General features: G+C 38.9%; 16 protein-coding genes. 11 read left to right on the plus strand and 5 right to left on the minus strand.

Annotated features, from left to right (window positions below; translation table 11 throughout):
- Both DV415_RS01735 and purA read left to right on the plus strand, forming a co-directional pair.
- Positions 1-101, plus strand: a 101-nt coding sequence (locus DV415_RS01735; RefSeq protein ID WP_133253116.1) for an IS3 family transposase, incomplete at its 5' end; no start/stop codon positions are given.
- Positions 102-231: 130 nt separating this feature from the next.
- Positions 232-1,530, plus strand: a complete 1,299-nt coding sequence (purA, locus tag DV415_RS01740; RefSeq protein WP_118790770.1) for an adenylosuccinate synthase — start codon at positions 232-234, stop codon at positions 1,528-1,530.
- A gap of 59 nt (positions 1,531-1,589) precedes the next feature.
- Here purA and dapD read toward each other — a convergent pair whose 3' ends face one another.
- The gene (gene dapD, locus DV415_RS01745; protein ID WP_005637068.1) at positions 1,590-2,417 is read right to left on the minus strand and encodes a 2,3,4,5-tetrahydropyridine-2,6-dicarboxylate N-succinyltransferase; all 828 of its coding nucleotides are present in this window, start codon (positions 2,415-2,417) and stop codon (positions 1,590-1,592) included.
- Positions 2,418-2,770: 353 nt separating this feature from the next.
- On the opposite strand from dapD, the gene purR reads away from it, so the two are divergent.
- Positions 2,771-3,781, plus strand: coding sequence for an HTH-type transcriptional repressor PurR (purR, locus tag DV415_RS01750; protein ID WP_118791736.1), 1,011 nt, complete (start codon positions 2,771-2,773; stop codon positions 3,779-3,781).
- A gap of 183 nt (positions 3,782-3,964) precedes the next feature.
- On the plus strand, positions 3,965-6,604 hold the full coding sequence (gene ppc, locus DV415_RS01755) for a phosphoenolpyruvate carboxylase (RefSeq protein WP_118791737.1): 2,640 nt from the start codon (positions 3,965-3,967) through the stop codon (positions 6,602-6,604).
- Positions 6,605-6,641: 37 nt separating this feature from the next.
- Here the strand turns inward: ppc and DV415_RS01760 are convergent, their stop codons facing one another.
- Entirely contained in the window at positions 6,642-8,054 is a 1,413-nt protein-coding gene (locus DV415_RS01760; RefSeq protein WP_118791738.1) for a YcjX family GTP-binding protein, read from the minus strand.
- A 69-nt stretch (positions 8,055-8,123) separates the two neighbouring features.
- Between DV415_RS01760 and DV415_RS01765 the strand changes: the two genes are divergently transcribed.
- Genes DV415_RS01765 through DV415_RS01790 form a run of 6 tightly spaced genes read left to right on the plus strand, consistent with a single transcriptional unit; the run spans position 8,124 to position 14,550 of the window.
- Positions 8,124-9,818, plus strand: a complete 1,695-nt coding sequence (locus DV415_RS01765; protein ID WP_118791739.1) for an ABC transporter substrate-binding protein — start codon at positions 8,124-8,126, stop codon at positions 9,816-9,818.
- On the plus strand, positions 9,818-10,783 hold the full coding sequence (locus tag DV415_RS01770) for an ABC transporter permease (protein ID WP_118791740.1): 966 nt from the start codon (positions 9,818-9,820) through the stop codon (positions 10,781-10,783). Before DV415_RS01765 ends, DV415_RS01770 begins: the two co-directional genes overlap by 1 nt.
- Positions 10,773-11,660, plus strand: coding sequence for an ABC transporter permease subunit (locus tag DV415_RS01775; RefSeq protein WP_118791741.1), 888 nt, complete (start codon positions 10,773-10,775; stop codon positions 11,658-11,660). The genes DV415_RS01770 and DV415_RS01775 overlap by 11 nt, the downstream gene beginning before the upstream one ends.
- Before the next feature lie 3 nt (positions 11,661-11,663).
- Positions 11,664-12,713 carry a peptide ABC transporter ATP-binding protein gene (locus DV415_RS01780; RefSeq protein ID WP_118791742.1) on the plus strand — a complete coding sequence of 350 codons (1,050 nt, stop codon included), beginning with the start codon at positions 11,664-11,666 and terminating at the stop codon, positions 12,711-12,713.
- Entirely contained in the window at positions 12,713-13,522 is an 810-nt protein-coding gene (locus DV415_RS01785; RefSeq protein WP_118791743.1) for a peptide ABC transporter ATP-binding protein, read from the plus strand. The genes DV415_RS01780 and DV415_RS01785 overlap by 1 nt, the downstream gene beginning before the upstream one ends.
- 11 nt (positions 13,523-13,533) lie before the next feature.
- A complete protein-coding gene (locus DV415_RS01790; protein WP_118791744.1) occupies positions 13,534-14,550 on the plus strand; it encodes a YeiH family protein in 1,017 nt (338 codons plus the stop codon).
- A gap of 92 nt (positions 14,551-14,642) precedes the next feature.
- On the opposite strand, the gene truA is transcribed toward DV415_RS01790, so the two are convergent.
- Positions 14,643-15,452 (minus strand): tRNA pseudouridine(38-40) synthase TruA, encoded by an 810-nt coding sequence (truA, locus tag DV415_RS01795; protein ID WP_118791745.1) that lies wholly within the window; start codon positions 15,450-15,452, stop codon positions 14,643-14,645.
- A gap of 234 nt (positions 15,453-15,686) precedes the next feature.
- Between truA and fbp the strand changes: the two genes are divergently transcribed.
- Positions 15,687-16,688 carry a class 1 fructose-bisphosphatase gene (fbp, locus tag DV415_RS01800; protein ID WP_118781591.1) on the plus strand — a complete coding sequence of 334 codons (1,002 nt, stop codon included), beginning with the start codon at positions 15,687-15,689 and terminating at the stop codon, positions 16,686-16,688.
- Between the two features lie 84 nt (positions 16,689-16,772).
- Here fbp and DV415_RS01805 read toward each other — a convergent pair whose 3' ends face one another.
- The gene (locus DV415_RS01805; RefSeq protein WP_118781592.1) at positions 16,773-17,324 is read right to left on the minus strand and encodes an NlpC/P60 family protein; all 552 of its coding nucleotides are present in this window, start codon (positions 17,322-17,324) and stop codon (positions 16,773-16,775) included.
- Positions 17,325-17,439: 115 nt separating this feature from the next.
- Positions 17,440-18,888: a metalloprotease TldD gene (gene tldD / locus DV415_RS01810; protein ID WP_118790763.1), complete on the minus strand. Its 1,449-nt coding sequence runs from the start codon at positions 18,886-18,888 to the stop codon at positions 17,440-17,442.
- Positions 18,889-18,909: the final 21 nt, after the last annotated feature.

Below are 18,909 nucleotides of genomic sequence, written 5' to 3' on the forward strand. Positions count from 1 at the left end.
ATGCTGTCAGAGATTATTTGGATTACTATAATCATCGACGGATTCAACTAAAATTAAAAGGACTGAGTCCGATACAATATCGAAAACAATCCTTTAAATAACAGTCTAACTTTTTGGGGTCAGATCAAAATCACCGCACTTTTTCTTTTATATCATTGAGATTAAAGCCGAAAAAGAGTAAAGTAAACGGCTGTTCATTTGACTAATTTAACCGAATAAAAGGCGGAAATTATGGGAAAAAGTGTTGTTATCTTAGGCGCTCAATGGGGCGATGAAGGTAAAGGGAAAATCGTCGATCTTCTAACGGATCGCGTAAAATACGTAGTTCGTTACCAAGGCGGTCACAACGCAGGCCATACACTTATCATTAATGGAGAGAAAACCGTATTACGTTTAATTCCATCTGGTATGTTACATCCAAACGTAACTTGCTTAATTGGTAATGGCGTTGTGGTTTCACCTGAAGCATTAATGAAAGAAATGAGCGAACTTGAAAGCCGTGGTATTAAAGTGCGTGAACGTTTGTTAATTTCTGAAGCGTGCCCTTTAATCTTGCCTTATCATGTGGCGATGGATCACGCCCGTGAAGCAGCACTCGGTAAAAAAGCTATCGGTACAACTGGTCGTGGCATTGGCCCAGCTTATGAAGATAAAGTAGCTCGTCGTGGTTTACGCGTAGGCGATTTATTTGATAAAGAATCTTTTGCCGAAAAACTCAAAAATATCCTTGAATACTATAATTTCCAATTGGTGAACTACTACAAAGTTGAACCGGTCGATTATCAAAAAACCTTAGATGATGTAATGGCAATTGCCGATGTAATCACAGGTATGGTGGCAGATATCACTACAATTCTTGATACAGCACGCAAAAATGGCGAGCACATTTTATTTGAAGGTGCGCAAGGTACCATGTTAGATATCGACCACGGTACTTATCCGTATGTAACCAGCTCAAACACAACGGCTGGTGGTGTTGCAACAGGTTCTGGTTTTGGCCCGCGTAATCTTGATTATGTGCTTGGTATCATCAAAGCTTACTGTACTCGTGTAGGCGGTGGCCCATTCACAACGGAATTATTTGATGATGTGGGGGCTGAAATTGCGCGTAAGGGTAACGAATTTGGTGCAGTAACAGGCCGTCCACGTCGTTGTGGTTGGTTCGATGCCGTCGCCATTCGTCGTGCAATCCAACTTAACTCTATTTCTGGCTTCTGCATGACCAAACTGGACGTGTTAGATGGTTTTGACGAAGTAAAAATCTGTGTTGCATACAAAATGCCAAATGGTGAAATCGTTGAATATGCTCCATTAGCAGCGAAAGATTGGGAAGGTGTAGAACCAATTTATGAAACATTACCGGGTTGGAAAGAAAATACTTTCCGCGTCACAGATGTAAATAAATTGCCACAAAACTGCATTAACTATATTAAACGTATTGAAGAAGTAACTGGGGTACCAATTGATATTCTTTCAACAGGCCCTGATCGTGTAGAAACCATGATTTTACGTGATCCGTTCGCAGCTTAATTTCTTTTAGATTTTCGACCGCACTTTTAAAAGTGCGGTCTTTTTTTTATTATTTTTTACTATTCTTCGATAGAACGTAATAATTCGTTAATGCCAACTTTACCTAAAGTTTTTGCATCCACTTTTTTCACGATTACTGCGCAGTATAAGCTGTATTTTCCACATTTTGATGGAAGGCTACCAGATACTACCACAGAACCTGCTGGTACACGGCCGTAGTGAATTTCACCGGTTTCACGATCATAAATTTTGGTTGATTGACCGATGAATACGCCCATTGAAATAACACAGCCATCTTCTACGATAACGCCTTCCACCACTTCTGAACGTGCGCCGATAAAGCAGTTATCACCGATAATGGTTGGGTTAGCTTGTAATGGTTCTAATACGCCGCCGATGCCTACACCACCAGATAAGTGAACGTTTTTACCGATTTGTGCGCATGAGCCTACCGTTGCCCAAGTATCTACCATTGTGCCTTCGCCAACGTAAGCACCAATGTTTACATAAGATGGCATTAATACGCAGTTTTTAGAAATGTATGCACCTTTACGCACCGTTGCAGAAGGCACAACACGGAAACCTTCTTGAGCAAAACGCTCTTCGGTGTAATCCGTAAATTTTAATGCTACTTTGTCGTAATATTTTGTTTCTGCGCCGTCAATGATTTGATTGTCATTAATACGGAATGAAAGTAAAACCGCTTTTTTTAACCATTGATGTGTTACCCATTCGCCATCAATTTTTTCGGCTACACGATATTTTCCAGAATCTAATCCTTCGATCACTTCTTCAATTGCCGCACGCGTTTCTGCATCAACGGTTTTTGGTGTAATTTCTGCACGTTTTTCAAATGCAGCTTCAATAATTGCTTGTAAGTTTGACATTGTATTTCCTATGTTTTGTGTGAATAAGATGGAATCTGTTTTATCATATTTTCGCTTGCTGCGCAAAAACACCTAAAAAAATCACCGCACTTTGTTAAAACAAACTGCGGTGATCCTAAAACATAATTGATTAAAAAATTGAAAGCGCTAAACCACAAACGACTGACATACTCAATACAACTGCAATCATTGCATAACCAAAATCACTCATGTTTTTCTCCTCACTAAAAATGATGCCACATTGTAACAAGATTGTTTTAAGAAAATCACCTCTTTTACAAAAAAATTTCAATAAAAGTAACGAAATTTTCTACAAACCTTTATAATAGGCAAAAATTTTTGGGGTTCGAAATATGGCAACAATTAAAGATGTCGCAAAAATGGCTGGCGTGTCCACCACAACCGTATCTCATGTTATTAATAAAACCCGCTTCGTTGCAAAAGATACGGAAGAAGCGGTGTTATTAGCAATTAAGCAACTTAACTATTCACCCAGTGCCGTGGCGCGCAGTTTGAAAGTCAATACCACAAAATCCATTGGAATGATTGTGACGACCAGTGAAGCGCCGTATTTTGCCGAAATCATTCATTCTGTTGAAGAACATTGCTATCGACAAGGTTATTCTTTATTTTTGTGTAACACACAAAATGATCCTGAAAAAGTCAAAAATCATTTGGAAATGTTGGCGAAAAAACGGGTAGATGGTTTGCTGGTGATGTGTTCTGAATATACGCAAGACTCCTTGGATTTACTTTCGTCATTTTCCACTATTCCAATGGTTGTAATGGATTGGGGCCCAAATGCTAATACCGATGTAATTGATGATCATAGTTTTGATGGCGGTTATTTAGCAACCAAACACCTCATTGAGTGCGGTCATAAAAAAATCGGGATTATCTGTGGTGAACTCAATAAAACTACGGCAAAAACTCGTTATGAAGGCTTTTTAAAAGCGATGGTAGATGCGAATCTTGAAGTGCATAAACCTTGGATTTTCGAAGGTGCCTTTGAACCTGAAGACGGTTATGAATGTATGAATCGTTTACTGGCTCAAGAAGAATTACCAACAGCCCTATTCTGTTGTAACGATGTGATGGCGTTAGGTGCAATTTCTGCACTGACAGAAAAAGGATTGCGCGTACCCGATGATATGTCCATTATCGGCTATGATGATATTCATGCTTCACGTTTCTATGCGCCACCATTAACCACTATTCACCAATCGAAACTACGATTAGGCAGACAGGCGGTGAATATTTTATTAGAGCGTATTAGTAAAAAAGATCAAGGTGTTCAGCAATATAGTCGTATTGACATTGGCCCTGAGCTTATTATTCGAAAATCCGTTAAATCAATTTTATAAAACTTATTAAAAAAGAACCGCACTTTTTAAATAATCTATAAAAAGTGCGGTTCTTTTTTAGCTATTTTTTAGCTTTTCTTGATTATCTTCAAGGTTTCCTTGAATAGCATTTGCCCTATCTTCCGTTTTTAGCTATATCTATCACCAACTTACGAAGTTTATTTTTTACTTTTAGGAGTTCCCATGACACAAGAGTACGCCACTCTGCGCAATAACATTAGTATGTTAGGGCGTTTTCTCGGAGAAACAATCAACGATGCCCAAGGTGCCGATATTCTCGAATTAATCGAAAATATTCGTAAACTTTCTCGTAATTCTCGTGCAGGTGATGATAAAGCAAGACAAGAATTGCTCGACACGCTCGGTAGTATTTCTAATGAAAATATTATTCCCGTCGCACGTGCTTTCAGCCAATTTTTAAACCTCACGAATATTGCGGAACAATATCAAACGATTTCTCGTGAACATTCTCTTGCACAAAGTTCTTCTCAATCCTTAAGCGAACTTTTCAAACGCTTAAAAGAACAAAATGCCTCAGTGGAAGAGGTGCATAAAACCGTCGAAAAATTATTAATTGAGCTTGTTCTTACCGCACACCCAACAGAAACAACACGTCGCTCACTCATTCATAAACATATTGAAATCAATAAATGTTTAAGCAAGCTGGAACATCATGATTTAACTGAAAAAGAACGCAATATTATTGAGCGTCTATTACTTCGTTTAATCGCTGAAGCATGGCATACCAACGAAATTCGTACTGTTCGTCCAACACCATTTGATGAAGCAAAATGGGGCTTTGCGATGTTGGAAAATAGTTTGTGGCAAGCTGTGCCAGAGTTTTTACGCCAACTCAACGAAACCGCTCGTGAATTTTTAGGTTACGATTTGCCAGTAGGATTAAAACCTGTGCGTATTTCCTCTTGGATGGGTGGCGACCGTGATGGAAATCCATTTGTCACCGCACAAATCACCAAAAAAGTGCTTTATTTTGCCCGTTGGAAAGCGGCGGATTTATTCTTACAAGACATCAGCAAATTAGTCGATGAACTTTCAATGGTGAAATGTAGCGATGAATTTCGTGCTAAATACGGTGAGCATTTAGAACCCTATCGTTTCGTGGTGAAAAATTTACGCAATCAGCTTACGGCAACATTAGCTTATTTTGATGATCATCTATCAGATCGCACACCGCGCGTATCCGAAAGCGAAATTATTTTGGAAGATAATCAACTTTGGGAGCCGCTTTACGATTGTTATCAATCTTTAATTCAATGCGGCATGCGTATTATTGCCAATGGTTCATTGTTGGATATTTTGCACCGTATTAGTTGTTTTGGCGTGACACTTTCTCAAATGGATATTCGCCAAGAAAGCACACGTCACACCGATGCCATTGCTGAAATCACACGCTATATTGGTTTAGGTGATTACGCTCAATGGACGGAAGACGATAAACAGGCTTTCTTAATTCGGGAATTAAGCTCACGTCGCCCATTAATTCCGCAAAACTGGACGCCATCGTCTGAAACCAAAGAAATTTTAGATACTTGTAAAGTCATTGCTCAACAAAAACAAGGTGTCATTGCGTGTTATGTTATTTCGATGGCACGCAGTGCCTCTGATGTTTTAGCCGTTCATTTACTCTTGAAAGAAGCGGGTGTGCCATATCACATTCCTGTTGTGCCGCTATTTGAAACCTTAGACGATTTAGATGCAGCCGAAAAAGTCATGACTCAACTTTTCAATGTGGGTTGGTATCGTGGCGTTATCAATAATCGTCAAATGGTGATGATTGGCTATTCGGATTCAGCAAAAGATGCGGGAATGATGGCTGCCTCTTGGGCGCAATACCGTGCACAAGAAGCCTTAGTGAATTTAACGGAAAAACTTGGCATTGAACTCACTTTATTCCACGGACGTGGTGGCACGATTGGTCGTGGCGGTGCGCCAGCACATGCGGCATTACTTTCTCAACCACCTCGTTCACTAAAAAATGGTTTACGTGTAACAGAACAAGGCGAAATGATTCGCTTTAAACTGGGTTTGCCCGCTGTGGCGGTAGAAACCTTTGATCTCTACGCCAGCGCTATTTTAGAAGCAAATCTTTTACCACCACCAGAACCGAAACCAGAATGGCGCACTATAATGGACGAGCTTTCCTCTATTTCTTGCGATATTTATCGTGGTGTGGTGCGTGGTGATAAAGATTTCGTTCCTTATTTCCGTAGTGCTACACCAGAACAGGAACTCTCCAAATTGCCGCTTGGCTCTCGTCCAGCAAAACGTAATCCAAATGGCGGTGTAGAAAGTTTACGCGCCATTCCTTGGATTTTTGCATGGATGCAAAATCGCTTAATGCTGCCCGCTTGGCTAGGTGCGGGTGCCTCTATCCGTCAAATTATTGAACAAGGCAAAGGCAATATCATTCATGAAATGTGCGAAAACTGGCCGTTCTTTTCAACTCGAATCGGTATGTTGGAAATGGTCTTTAGTAAATCGGATGCTTGGTTTTCTCAACAGTATGATCAACGATTAGTAAAAAAAGAACTTTGGTATTTAGGAGAAAATTTACGTAAGCAACTTGAAGATGATATTCAAACGGTGCTTTCACTTTCTCACCAAAGTGAATTGATGTCTGATTTACCTTGGATTGCAGATTCAATCGCATTGCGTAATATCTACACGGATCCCCTCAATCTACTGCAAGTGGAATTGCTCCACCGTTTCCGTGAAAATCCAGAGCAAGTCAATCCCGATGTGGAACAAGCATTGATGATTACTATCACAGGTATCGCAGCTGGGATGCGCAATACGGGCTAGAAGGATGAAAAAAGTGCGGAAAATTTTCCGCACTTTTTTATTCAAATCGATCACTTAATAAAAATTGTAAAACCGCATCCATTCTCAAATGAGGAATACTCTCCCCTTGTTCTAAAGGCTGAGGTTCAAAACTATCAAAATCAAAGTGCGGTTGTTTTTGCCAAAATTCTGTTCTTGGTAATTTACTCGGCACCGTTCCTGGATAAAGCGTAATCGGTTGTTTATCAATAGAACGAATCCCTTGAATTGCTTTAATTTCTTTTCCTTGCTGATTCACAATCACTTGCTTTGTGGTACGAACAGCCGCAATGGCGGTATATTCCGTATCAATTCCTTCAAATTCTACATGGCGACCGCCCTCTTGCACAATTTGGCGCATTAAACTCACTAAATTAGGAATTTGATCACGAGTAATATGATCAGCCTTTGTCGTAACAAATATTAATCGATCAATTCTCGGGGAAAACAAACGATGAAGAAAATTTCTGCTGCCATAATGGAAATTATTAAATAACTGATTTAAGCCCATTTTCATATCTAAAAAGGCTTGCTGGCTATGATTTAAAGGCGTTAAACAATCCACCAAAATCACTTGACGATCAAAGGTAGAAAAATAATTTTCGTAAAAACCTTTCACAATTTTATTTCGATAATAATCATAACGTTTTGTCAGCACAGCAAAATAGCTATTCGATTTGGCTGTTTTTTTCAAGGTTTTCCACTGTTCTTCCGAAAGATGAATCAATGGGAAAAATTGCAATGCTGGCGCGCCCTCTAAATCACTCGGTAATACAAATCGCCCAGGCTGAATAAATTGCATACCTTGCGACTTACATTGGTGTAAATAATCCGTATAACTTTTCGCTATCTTGGCTAAAACATCTTCATTTGCGACCGCACTTAAATCCAAATCCTGCAACATGGAAAACCAATTCTGCGCCAATTCTTCTCGAATGCCAGTTGTAACCTTGATTTGCTCTTGTGACCATTGTTGAAAATCTAGATTTAACAACGGCAAATCGAGCAGCCACTCCCCTGGATAATCAAAAATATCCAGATAAAGCGTGCCTCGTTCTTTCAAATGGCGTAGCAAGCCAGATTGACGTTGAAAACGAATTGCTAAACGCGTTTCACTCACGCCACGAGTAGATTGAAACCACTGAGGCGGATTTTGTGACAAATCATTTAAATTACGTTCATAATCAAAACGTGGCACGCTGAGATCTTGTTGGGATACGCGTTTCACCGCCAAGATTGCACCATTTCTAGCCGCTTCAAACAAGGGCAAATGCTGTGATGAATGTTGATTAATAGAGAGAAGTTGATTGATTAAACTTGTAATAAACGCCGTTTTTCCACTCCGACTTAACCCTGTTACCGCCAAGCGCAAAGTGCGGTCAAAACCACGATTAATAATTTGATTGATTTCGTTTTGAACCCTATTAAACATTCAATATCCTAGCCATTTTTACTAATATGCCTTACAATTTGGCACATAATTTATCACAATGCATTTGTTATGTTACGCAAAAATCTTACGTTTTTCTGTTTTCTATTTGGTATTAGCTTGAATTCTCAACTTCAAGCGGCTCCGCGCGTACCAGAACACCTAACAGAAAACGGACTAACTTATTGTACTAATGCCTCTGGATTTTCTTTTAATCCACAAACTGCGGATGCTGGCACCAGTATGAATGTCGTCACAGAGCAAATTTATAACAAACTTTTTGAAATAAAAAACCATAGCGCAAATGTTACGCCTGTGCTCGCGCAATCCTATTCAATTTCACCAGATAACAAAGAAATTTTAATTAATTTACGCCGTGGGGTGAAATTTCATCATACGCCTTGGTTTACCCCAACTCGTGATTTTAATGCGGAAGATGTAATATTTTCAATCAATCGTGTGTTGGGTCATGATACTTACTTGCCCACCTTAGCAGAAACAGCAATTACCTATAAAAACCCACAATATAAAGTGTTTCACGAGCAAGCAAGAAAAGTTCGCTTTCCTTATTTTGATAGCATTAAGCTTAATGAAAAAATTAAATCAGTGACCGCACTTTCGCCTTACCAAGTGAAAATTGAATTATTTGAGCCTGATTCATCGATCTTGTCGCATCTTGCCAGCCAATATGCGATTATTTTTTCACAAGAATATGCCTATCAATTAAGCGCTGACGATAATCTCACTCAATTAGATACTCACCCCGTGGGCACTGGACCATATCAAGTAAAGGATTATGTGTATAACCAATATGTTCGCTTAGTGCGTAACGAAAACTATTGGAAAAAAGAAGAAAAAATTGAAAATATTATCGTAGATTTATCTACTGATAGAAATGGGCGGCTCGTCAAGTTTTTCAATAATGAATGTCAAATAGCCTCTTATCCTGAAGTGAGCCAAATTGGCTTATTAAAGAGCAACGATAAGCACTACTATATGCAATCTACTGACGGAATGAATTTAGCATATCTTGCTTTCAATTTTGAAAAACCATTGATGCAGGATCGCACCATTCGAGAAGCTATCTCACAAAGTTTGAACCGCGCACGTATTATTCACAACATCTATCACAATACTGCGACAGTAGCGAATAACATTATTCCTGAAGTATCTTGGGCTTCTAGCGTAAACACGCCAGAATTTGATTTTGATTACAGTCCAAAAATCGCGAAGAAAAAATTAGAAAATAAACATCTTTCGCTCAATTTATGGGTGATTAATGAAGAACAAATGTATAACCCAGCCCCTTTTAAAATGGCGGAAATGATTAAATCCGATTTGGATCAAGTCGGCGTAAAAGTGAAAGTGCGGACAGTAACACGCACATTTTTGAGTGAGCAACTTCGCAATAAATCAGAAAATTACGATTTAATTTTAGCGGGATGGTTAGCAGGAAATCTTGATCCTGATGGATTTATGCGCCCTATTTTGAGCTGTAATACGCAAAATGAAATCACAAATTTATCTAACTGGTGTAACGAAGAATTTAATCATTTAATGGATCGCGCGATTGCCACCTCTAATTTATCTGAACGGGCGCGTGCTTATAATGATGCTCAAGAACTGATTCTACATGAATTGCCGATTATCCCTATTGCGAATGTAAAACGCATTTTGGTGGCAAATAGCCAAGTAAAAGGCGTGGAAATGACACCGTTCGGTAGCCTTAACTTTTCGGACTTACGCTTACACAAGGAGAAACCCTAATGTTGTGGTCTGTTATTCGCCATACCCTTTGGGTAACCTTGCTTTTGCTTGTGTTATCTTTGCTAAGTTTCGTCATTTTATTGCGAGATCCGCTTAATGCCGATCTTGTCACGCACAATATTTATACTAGTTATTTTAATTATTTAAGCACCTTATTACATGGCGATTTTGGGATTACTTATAACGGTGGGAAATCGCTCATAGATCTGATTCTAACGGTGCTTCCACCTACATTAGAGCTTTGTTTTACCGCACTTTTATTGGCGTTCATTCTCGGCGTACCACTTGGTATTATAAGTGCGGTAAATTCTCAGCATATTTTTGCAAAGAGCTTAAAAAGCTTATCTTATCTAGGCTTATCAATCCCAATATTTTGGCTTGCACCTATTTTACTTTATGTGGCGGCAGTGAATCATTGGGAAATTGCCTCTATTGGGCAATACAATTTACTCTATGAAATAAAACCGATTACTGGTTTTCCTGTCATTGATGTTTGGTTTATAGATGTGCCTTATCGCACCAAAATTGTACAAAATGTTTTACAACATTTAGCCTTACCAACACTGGTGCTTTGCATTTTGCCAACAATGGAAATTATCAGAATTATTCAACAACGAGCAGAATATGTTTTGAACCAAAATTTTGCCAAAGTTGCCACAACACGGGGTTGGTCAAAATGGAAAATTCTCCACCAATATGTATTCCGTAATACGTTTCCTCTGCTTGTTCCACAAGTACCTCGCGTGTTTACCCTAGTATTAACTCAATGTATGTTGGTAGAAACAGCTTTAGGTTGGCCTGGAATTGGTCGCTGGCTGATCGATGCCGTAACGCAACAAGATTACAATAGTATTTCTGCGGGTGTAGTTGTCATTGGCGTTTGCATTATTTTAATCGACACATTTATTAAAGCGCTTGCTTTCGTGCTCGATCCATTTAAAAAGAAAGGTTGGTATGCAAGATAAAGAACCTGAAGAATTTCGAGAAAATACTTCAATATTCCAAATCTGGCTGCTATTTCGCAAAAATACCATTGCGTTGTTCAGCTTTTATTTATTAACGTTGTTAATTCTAACCGCACTTTTCAGCGGTTGGATCGCACCTTATGCTCATAATATGCAGTTTGTTGGGCAAGAATTAATGCCGCCATCTTGGGTCGAAAAAGGGCAAATTGCCTTTTTCTTTGGTACTGATGATTTAGGTCGTGATGTGCTGAGTAGATTAATTATGGGCACAAGTTACACGATTGGATCATCGTTGCTAGTCGTACTTGTAGTTGCCTTAATTGGTGGAACCCTTGGTATTGTTGCCGGTATGTTGAAAGGCTTAAAAGCGCGTTTTGTTGGTCATATTTTCGATGCCTTTTTATCGCTCCCTATTTTGCTCATTGCCATCGTGATTTCCACTCTGATGGAACCGAGTTTATTAAATGCAATGTTCGCAACACTTTTAGCGATATTGCCCTATTTCATCCATGCAATTTATCGAGCCATTCAACAAGAATTGAAAAAAGATTATGTGCTGATGTTAAAACTTGAGGGCATTTCTAACTGGGAATTATTAAAAAGTACCATTTTGCCTAATATCACCGTAATCTATGTTCAAGAAATTGCACGCGCATTTGTTGTCGCTATATTGGATATTAGCGCCTTGAGTTTTATTTCCCTTGGCGCACAACGACCAACCCCAGAATGGGGCGCAATGATTCGAGATTCTTTAGAACTCCTCTATCTTGCACCCTGGACGGTATTACTCCCTGGCTTTGCAATTATTTTTACTATTTTATTAAGCATTATTTTTAGCAATGGCTTAACTAAAGCTATCAACCAATATTACGAATAATTTATGGCACTACTAGACATCCGTAACCTAAATATCGAAATACAAACCTCAAACGGCCTCGTTAAGATTGTGGACGGCGTAAGCTTATCGATCAATGAAGGGGAAATTTGTGGGCTTGTTGGCGAATCAGGTTCTGGTAAAAGTTTAATCGCCAAAGTAATTTGTAATGCTATCAAAGAAAACTGGATTATTACCGCAGATCGCTTTCGCTTTCATGATGTAGAGTTACTAAAACTCAGTCCTAATAAACGTCGAAAGTTAGTGGGTAAAGAAATATCCATGATTTTCCAAGATCCCCTTTCTTGTCTTGATCCAAGTCGGAAAATTGGTAAACAATTAATCCAAAATATCCCGAATTGGACATTTAAAGGAAAATGGTGGCAATGGTTTGGTTGGAAAAAACGCCGTGCCATTGAATTATTGCATCGTGTAGGGATAAAAGAACACAAAGATATCATGGCAAGCTATCCTAATGAATTAACGGAAGGCGAAGGACAAAAAGTCATGATTGCTATCGCAGTGGCAAATCAGCCCCGCTTGCTCATTGCCGATGAACCGACTAATGCATTAGAAGCAACAACAGCATTACAGGTATTTCGATTACTTTCGAGTATGAACCAAAACCAAGGCACAACCGTTTTATTGGCTAGCAATGACATCAGAAGTATTAGTGAATGGTGCGATCAGATTTCTGTACTCTATTGCGGGCAAAATACGGAATCAGGTCCAACGCAAATGTTGCTTGAAAGTCCTCATCATCCTTACACACAGGCGTTGATTAATGCCGTACCTGATTTTACGCAGCCTTTGGGATTTAAAACAAAACTAAGCACCTTAGAAGGCACTGTGCCAATTTTAGAACAAATGCCTATTGGTTGCCGTCTTGGTCCTCGTTGCCCTTTTGCGCAGAAAAAATGTATTGAAAAACCAACTCGATTCAAAATAAAACAACATGAATTTTCTTGCCATTATCCAATTAATTTACGCGAGAAAACCTTCAAAGAAAAAGCTACGAGTACACCATTAACACTTGCAAGCAAAGGAAATGAATAATGCCGTTATTACAAGTAGAAGATTTAACGAAAACCTTCAAAGGTCGCAAGCGTTTATTTGGTACGAGTGACTTTAATGCGGTAGAAAATGTAAGTTTTTCTCTTGAGCGCCAACAAACTTTGGCGATTATCGGCAAAAATGGTTCTGGGAAATCAACGTTAGTAAAAATGATTGCGGGCATTACTCAGCCCACTTCTGGCAGAATTTTATTTAACGATCATGAATTGCAATTCGAGGATTTTCAATACCGCGCGCAACATATTCGAATGGTGTTCCAAGATGCGAATTCAGCGTTTAATCCTCGCTTAAATATCGGTGAGGCATTAGATGCGCCGCTACGTTTAGCAACAGACTGGGATGAAGAACGTCGCAATCAAAAAATCTTTGAAACACTGTTACTTGTAGGGCTTTACCCCGATTACACAAATCTAAAAATCAAACATCTTTCTATCAGCCAAAAACAGCGTGTCGCTTTGGCTCGCGCGCTGATTTTAGAACCTGAAATAATTATTATAGATGATGCACTTGGTAATTTAGATGCCTCGGTGCGCATTCAATTACTAAATTTAACTCTTGATCTGCAGCAACGTTTAGGCATCTCTTACATTTATGTAGGGCAAGACCTCGGCGTGATTAAACATATTGCAGACACTGTCATAGTGATGGATAAAGGGAAAATGATAAAGAGCGGTACGCCTAAAACGCTATTTACCGATCCTCAAACAGATGTAACTGGCCGTTTAGTGGAAAGTTATTTTGGAAAAATTTTGGATGAAAGTGCCTGGGTAAAGGAAACTCATACTAACTAAGGAAAGAAAAAATGAACACTCGTCCCTTTTATTTCGGACTTATATTTATCGCGATTATCGCTGTACTTGCCAGCTACTTAGGGAGTACCGACTTTTCTCATCACTATCATGTCAGTGCCTTAATTATTGCCATCTTGCTGGGAATGGCAATCGGCAATACCATTTACCCGCAATTTTCTGCACAAGTGGAAAAAGGCGTATTATTTGCGAAAGGTCCTCTTCTTCGCACTGGCATTGTGCTATATGGTTTTCGACTCACCTTTAGCGATATCGCCGATGTTGGATTAAATGCTGTCGTCACTGATGCAATCATGCTAATTTCAACGTTCTTTTTTACCGCACTTTTGGGCATTCGTTATCTAAAAATGGATAAACAATTGGTTTATCTGACTGGGGCTGGATGTAGTATTTGTGGTGCGGCAGCGGTTATGGCGGCAGAGCCTGTTACCAAAGCAGAATCTCATAAAGTTTCAGTGGCGATTGCCGTAGTGGTCATTTTCGGGACGCTTTCTATTTTTACTTATCCATTTCTCTACACTTGGTCACAAAATTTAATTAACGCTCATCAATTCGGTATTTATATTGGTTCTAGCGTGCATGAGGTAGCTCAAGTTTATGCGATTGGGGGAAATATTGATCCTATCGTGGCAAATACCGCCGTCATTACCAAAATGATCCGAGTAATGATGCTCGCACCATTTTTATTAATGCTTTCTTGGTTATTAACACGTAGTAATGGGGTATCAGAAAATACATCGCACAAAATTACAATTCCTTGGTTTGCCGTACTTTTTATTGGCGTTGCCATTTTTAATTCTTTTGATTTATTACCAAAAGAACTCGTGAAATTATTCGTTGAAATCGATTCTTTCTTATTAATTTCAGCGATGGCTGCGCTTGGCTTAACTACGCAAGCAAGCGCAATCAAGAAAGCTGGACTAAAACCTCTGATTTTAGGGATACTGATTTATTTATGGCTAGTGATTGGTGGATTTTTAGTGAACTATGGAATATCAAAATTAATATAAAATTTACTTAAGATTGACCGCACTTTTGAAGTGCGGTCTTTTTTTATGAAAAATATTTTCAGATATAGTGATTTAAAACATGAAATTACGCTTTATTTCAAAGTGCGATTTAATAAACCATCCTCTAAAAATAAAGGGCCAATGGGGCGTTTAGGAATATCAAACTTTTGTGGATAAATCACATCCACCAAATACAATCCATCGGGTTTTGCTGTTGGTGCAGCAAGCTGACGATTTTTCTGCTCAAGTAGCCATTGCATCCATTCAATCGGCTGATTTCCAGCACCGACCTCAATCAAACTTCCCACAATATTGCGCACCATATGATGCACAAAAGCATTCGCCTGAATATCCACAATAATATATTTTCCGATACGAGACACATTCAAATGATGCACATTACGCCAAGGCGTATGAGACTGGCATTGTGCAGCGCGAAAAGAGGAAAAATCATGTTCCCCTAATAAACATTGCCCTGCTTGATGCATTTTTTCGGCATCTAAATCTAAATGACAGTGAGTCATTCCTCCCGCTAAAATCGCAGAGCGTAATTTATTACAATAAAGAATATAGCGATAACGGCGTGCTGTTGCAGAAAATCTAGCATGGAATTCATCATCGACTTGTTTTGCCCAACTCACTGCAATGTCATCAGGTAAATGAGCATTCGTACCAAAAGCCCAAGCCTTATCTGGGCGAACTGAATTGGTTTCAAAATGAACAACCTGCCCCGTTCCACTCACACCAGAATCCGTTCGCCCCGCACAAAATATTTCAATTTTTTCATTCGCAATACAAGAAAGCGCCTTTTCTAATTCTTCTTGTACACTGCGGACTTTTTCTTGTCTCTGCCAACCATAATAATTTTGCCCGTTATACTCAATGCCTAATGCGATTTTCATTTTTTACCTTTTGGCTTAATAAAGTGCGGTTATGGTAGCTCAAGTTTATTTGGAGCGCAAATTCACAAAATCGCTCCAGAATTAATTAACAAATAAGCGATAGCTTCTAAAAATTACAGCAATAAATGTGAAATTTTTGTGATAAAGATCTCATTCTGATAATCTATCATTAGAGTTTACACTCCAAAATCCCTATAATTAATCAATATATTATGAAAAACTAAAAGGAAAATTATGAAAACATTGAGTGAATTTATCGTTGAACGCCAAGCAGAATACCCAAATGCAAAAGGGGAATTGAGCGGTATTTTGTCATCAATTCGTCTTTTAGCGAAAATTATTCACCGAGATATTAATAAAGCAGGCTTAACAAATATTCTCGGCCAATCTGGTGTTGAAAACGTACAAGGCGAAAGTCAAATGAAACTTGATTTATTCGCCCATAACACGATGAAAGCGGCATTAATGGCGCGTGAAGAAGTGGCTGGGTTTGCATCTGAAGAAGAAGAAAGTTTTATCGCATTTGATACGGAACGTGGACGCAATGCAAAATACATTATTTTAACGGATCCCCTTGATGGTTCTTCAAATATTGATGTAAACGTATCCGTCGGTACAATTTTCTCTATTTACCGTCGCGTATCTCCAATTGGAACGCCTGTAACTTTAGAAGATTTCTTACAACCAGGGAATAAACAAGTTGCCGCAGGTTATATTGTTTATGGTTCATCAACTATGTTGGTATATACCACTGGTCATGGGGTTAATGGTTTTACTTATGATCCATCAATCGGTACATTCTGTCTGTCACACGAAAATATGCAAATGCCAAAAACTGGCCGCATTTATTCCATCAATGAAGGGCAATACCTCAAATTCCCACAAGGTGTGAAAAAATATATTAAATATTGCCAAGAAGAAGATAAATCGACTAATCGTCCTTACGCCTCTCGCTATATTGGTTCACTTGTAGCAGACTTCCACCGCAACTTATTAAAAGGCGGTATTTATATTTACCCAAGTGCAACCAACTATCCAAATGGAAAACTCCGTTTATTATATGAAGGCAATCCAATTGCATTTTTAGCGGAGCAAGCGGGTGGTGTCGCAACGGATGGTTATCGTCGAATTTTAGATATCGAACCAACCGCACTTCATGAGCGCGTTCCACTATTTGTTGGTTCACAAGATATGGTGAAAAAAGCACAAGAAATGATGGAAGAATTTAAAGAATAATAAAAATCTCCTCGATTAAAAGAGGAGATTTTTATCAATAAACTGATCAAAAAAACCGAACTTAATGTTCGGTTTTCTTTTTCATTACATGATACGACGCGATTGAGTGTAAGTTCTAGCCCAGTATTCTTCATCAAGGGAACTTATCGTCACACCTTGCCCTGTACTTGCGTGCATAAATTGGTTGTTACCAATATAAACACCGACATGGTTATTTTTACGGAAGAAAACTAAATCGCCTTTTTTCAACTCTGATTTACTAATTTGTTTACCTAAATAACGCTGTTCAGCCGTAGAACGAGGCAATTCAATACCAAAAACTTCAGAAAAAGTAGTTTGCATAAATGCTGAACAATCAATACCACGTTTAGTCGTACCGCCCATACGATAACGAGTTCCAACCCATTCATTATAAACACTAGCGAGAGCCTTATCGCCCATCAAAGCAGAGGAGCGGTTTGTTCTCACTTTGTGAAAAATGCCTGTTCGATTATCTTTTTCTAAATTATTAATTAAACCAGTTAATTGAACATCATCATTTTCTGAAATAATCTGATGATTTGCCGTTCGTGGACCATTAGAACAAGCGGTTGCGAGGGTCGCTAAACCGATAATAACTAAAATTCTTTTCAGCATAATTTCAAATAATTAAAAGAAATAAAATTTTGTAGAGGCTATCAAAATTTGAATAAAATTGCCAGTAAAAATCCAATTTTAATGGGATTTTTGTGATCTTTTGCACAATTTTGGTTTAATTTGTACCACCAACAGTAATTTCATCAATTTTTAGTGCGGGCTGTCCAACACCAACTGGCACACTTTGCCCCTCTTTGCCACAAACCCCGATACCTAAATCAAGTTCTGATTTATCTGCAACCATAGAAATTTTTTGCATCACTTCAATGCCACTGCCAATTAAAGTTGCGCCCTTAACTGGTTTCGTAATTTTTCCTTTTTCAATTAAATAAGCTTCTGAAGTGGAAAATACAAATTTACCAGACGTAATATCCACTTGACCACCACCAAAGTGCGGTGCATAAATCCCCTGTTCTACAGAAGCAATTAAATCATCAAACTGACTTTGTCCCGCAAGCATATAGGTGTTGGTCATTCTAGGCATTGGTAAATGAGCATAAGACTCGCGACGACCATTCCCCGTAGGTGCTACGCCCATCAAACGGGCATTCATTTTATCTTGCATATAACCTTGCAAGATCCCATCTTTGATGAGTACATTGCACTGACTTGGCACTCCTTCATCATCAATAGTTAATGAACCTCGACGATTTTCAATCGTGCCATCATCCACAATCGTACATAACGGTGAAGTCACTTGTTCACCAATCTTGCCTGTGAAAAGTGAACTTTCTTTACGATTAAAATCTCCTTCTAAACCGTGCCCTACCGCCTCGTGTAACAACACGCCTGGCCAACCAGCACCTAATACAACTGGCATTAATCCAGCAGGTGCCGCAACTGCACTAAGGTTTACTAAAGCTTGACGAACCGCTTCTTTAGCAAATCGGACTGCTCTAATATCGCCATCAATCACTTCAAAGAACCAATCTAAACCAAAACGCCCACCAGAACCACAACTGCCTCGTTCACGTTTTCCATTTTCCTCTACTAACACAGAAATAGATAAGCGAACTAAAGGACGAATATCTGCGGCTAGCGTAGCATCCGTCGCCATGACTAATACTTCTTCATAAACCGAACTAAGACTTGCTGATACGCGAGTTACGCGATGATCTTCTGCGCGTGCTGTACGATCAACCAAATGTAATAGCTCAATTTTTTTCTCTTTAGTCAAACTCTCCAAAGGATTAATCGCTGCATAACGAGCAATAGGATTTACCACATTAAAAGCGGATGGCGAAATCAAATTTCCTTGTTTTACTTGCGCAATCCCCTTTACCGCCTCCGCACATTGCTGCAAAGAGGCAAGATTAATTTGATCGGCATAAGCAAAGCCTGTTTTCTCACCAGAAACTGCTCGCACGCCAACTCCACGATCAATATGAAAACCGCCTTCTTTTATAATGCCATCTTCCAATACCCAACTTTCATCTTGGCTAAGTTGAAAATACAAATCAGCATAGTCAATATTACGATGCGACATCATGTCGAAAATATTGAGCAATGCTTTAGTTGAAAGATTACTTGGCGTCAGTAATGTATTTGAAACTTGGTTTAACATATTTTTTCCAGTCTAAAAGTA

The sequence above is a fragment of the Haemophilus haemolyticus genome (assembly GCF_003490595.1).
GTDB classification, from domain to species: domain Bacteria; phylum Pseudomonadota; class Gammaproteobacteria; order Enterobacterales; family Pasteurellaceae; genus Haemophilus; species Haemophilus haemolyticus_L.

Coding starts and splice junctions, on each gene's coding strand:
- purA (WP_118790770.1), top strand. CDS start 232: ATGGGAAAAAGTGTTGTTATCTTAGGCGCTCAATGGGGCGATGAAGGT.
- dapD (WP_005637068.1), bottom strand. CDS start 2,417: ATGTCAAACTTACAAGCAATTATTGAAGCTGCATTTGAAAAACGTGCA.
- purR (WP_118791736.1), top strand. CDS start 2,771: ATGGCAACAATTAAAGATGTCGCAAAAATGGCTGGCGTGTCCACCACA.
- ppc (WP_118791737.1), top strand. CDS start 3,965: ATGACACAAGAGTACGCCACTCTGCGCAATAACATTAGTATGTTAGGG.
- DV415_RS01760 (WP_118791738.1), bottom strand. CDS start 8,054: ATGTTTAATAGGGTTCAAAACGAAATCAATCAAATTATTAATCGTGGT.
- DV415_RS01765 (WP_118791739.1), top strand. CDS start 8,124: ATGTTACGCAAAAATCTTACGTTTTTCTGTTTTCTATTTGGTATTAGC.
- DV415_RS01770 (WP_118791740.1), top strand. CDS start 9,818: ATGTTGTGGTCTGTTATTCGCCATACCCTTTGGGTAACCTTGCTTTTG.
- DV415_RS01775 (WP_118791741.1), top strand. CDS start 10,773: ATGCAAGATAAAGAACCTGAAGAATTTCGAGAAAATACTTCAATATTC.
- DV415_RS01780 (WP_118791742.1), top strand. CDS start 11,664: ATGGCACTACTAGACATCCGTAACCTAAATATCGAAATACAAACCTCA.
- DV415_RS01785 (WP_118791743.1), top strand. CDS start 12,713: ATGCCGTTATTACAAGTAGAAGATTTAACGAAAACCTTCAAAGGTCGC.
- DV415_RS01790 (WP_118791744.1), top strand. CDS start 13,534: ATGAACACTCGTCCCTTTTATTTCGGACTTATATTTATCGCGATTATC.
- truA (WP_118791745.1), bottom strand. CDS start 15,452: ATGAAAATCGCATTAGGCATTGAGTATAACGGGCAAAATTATTATGGT.
- fbp (WP_118781591.1), top strand. CDS start 15,687: ATGAAAACATTGAGTGAATTTATCGTTGAACGCCAAGCAGAATACCCA.
- DV415_RS01805 (WP_118781592.1), bottom strand. CDS start 17,324: ATGCTGAAAAGAATTTTAGTTATTATCGGTTTAGCGACCCTCGCAACC.
- tldD (WP_118790763.1), bottom strand. CDS start 18,888: ATGTTAAACCAAGTTTCAAATACATTACTGACGCCAAGTAATCTTTCA.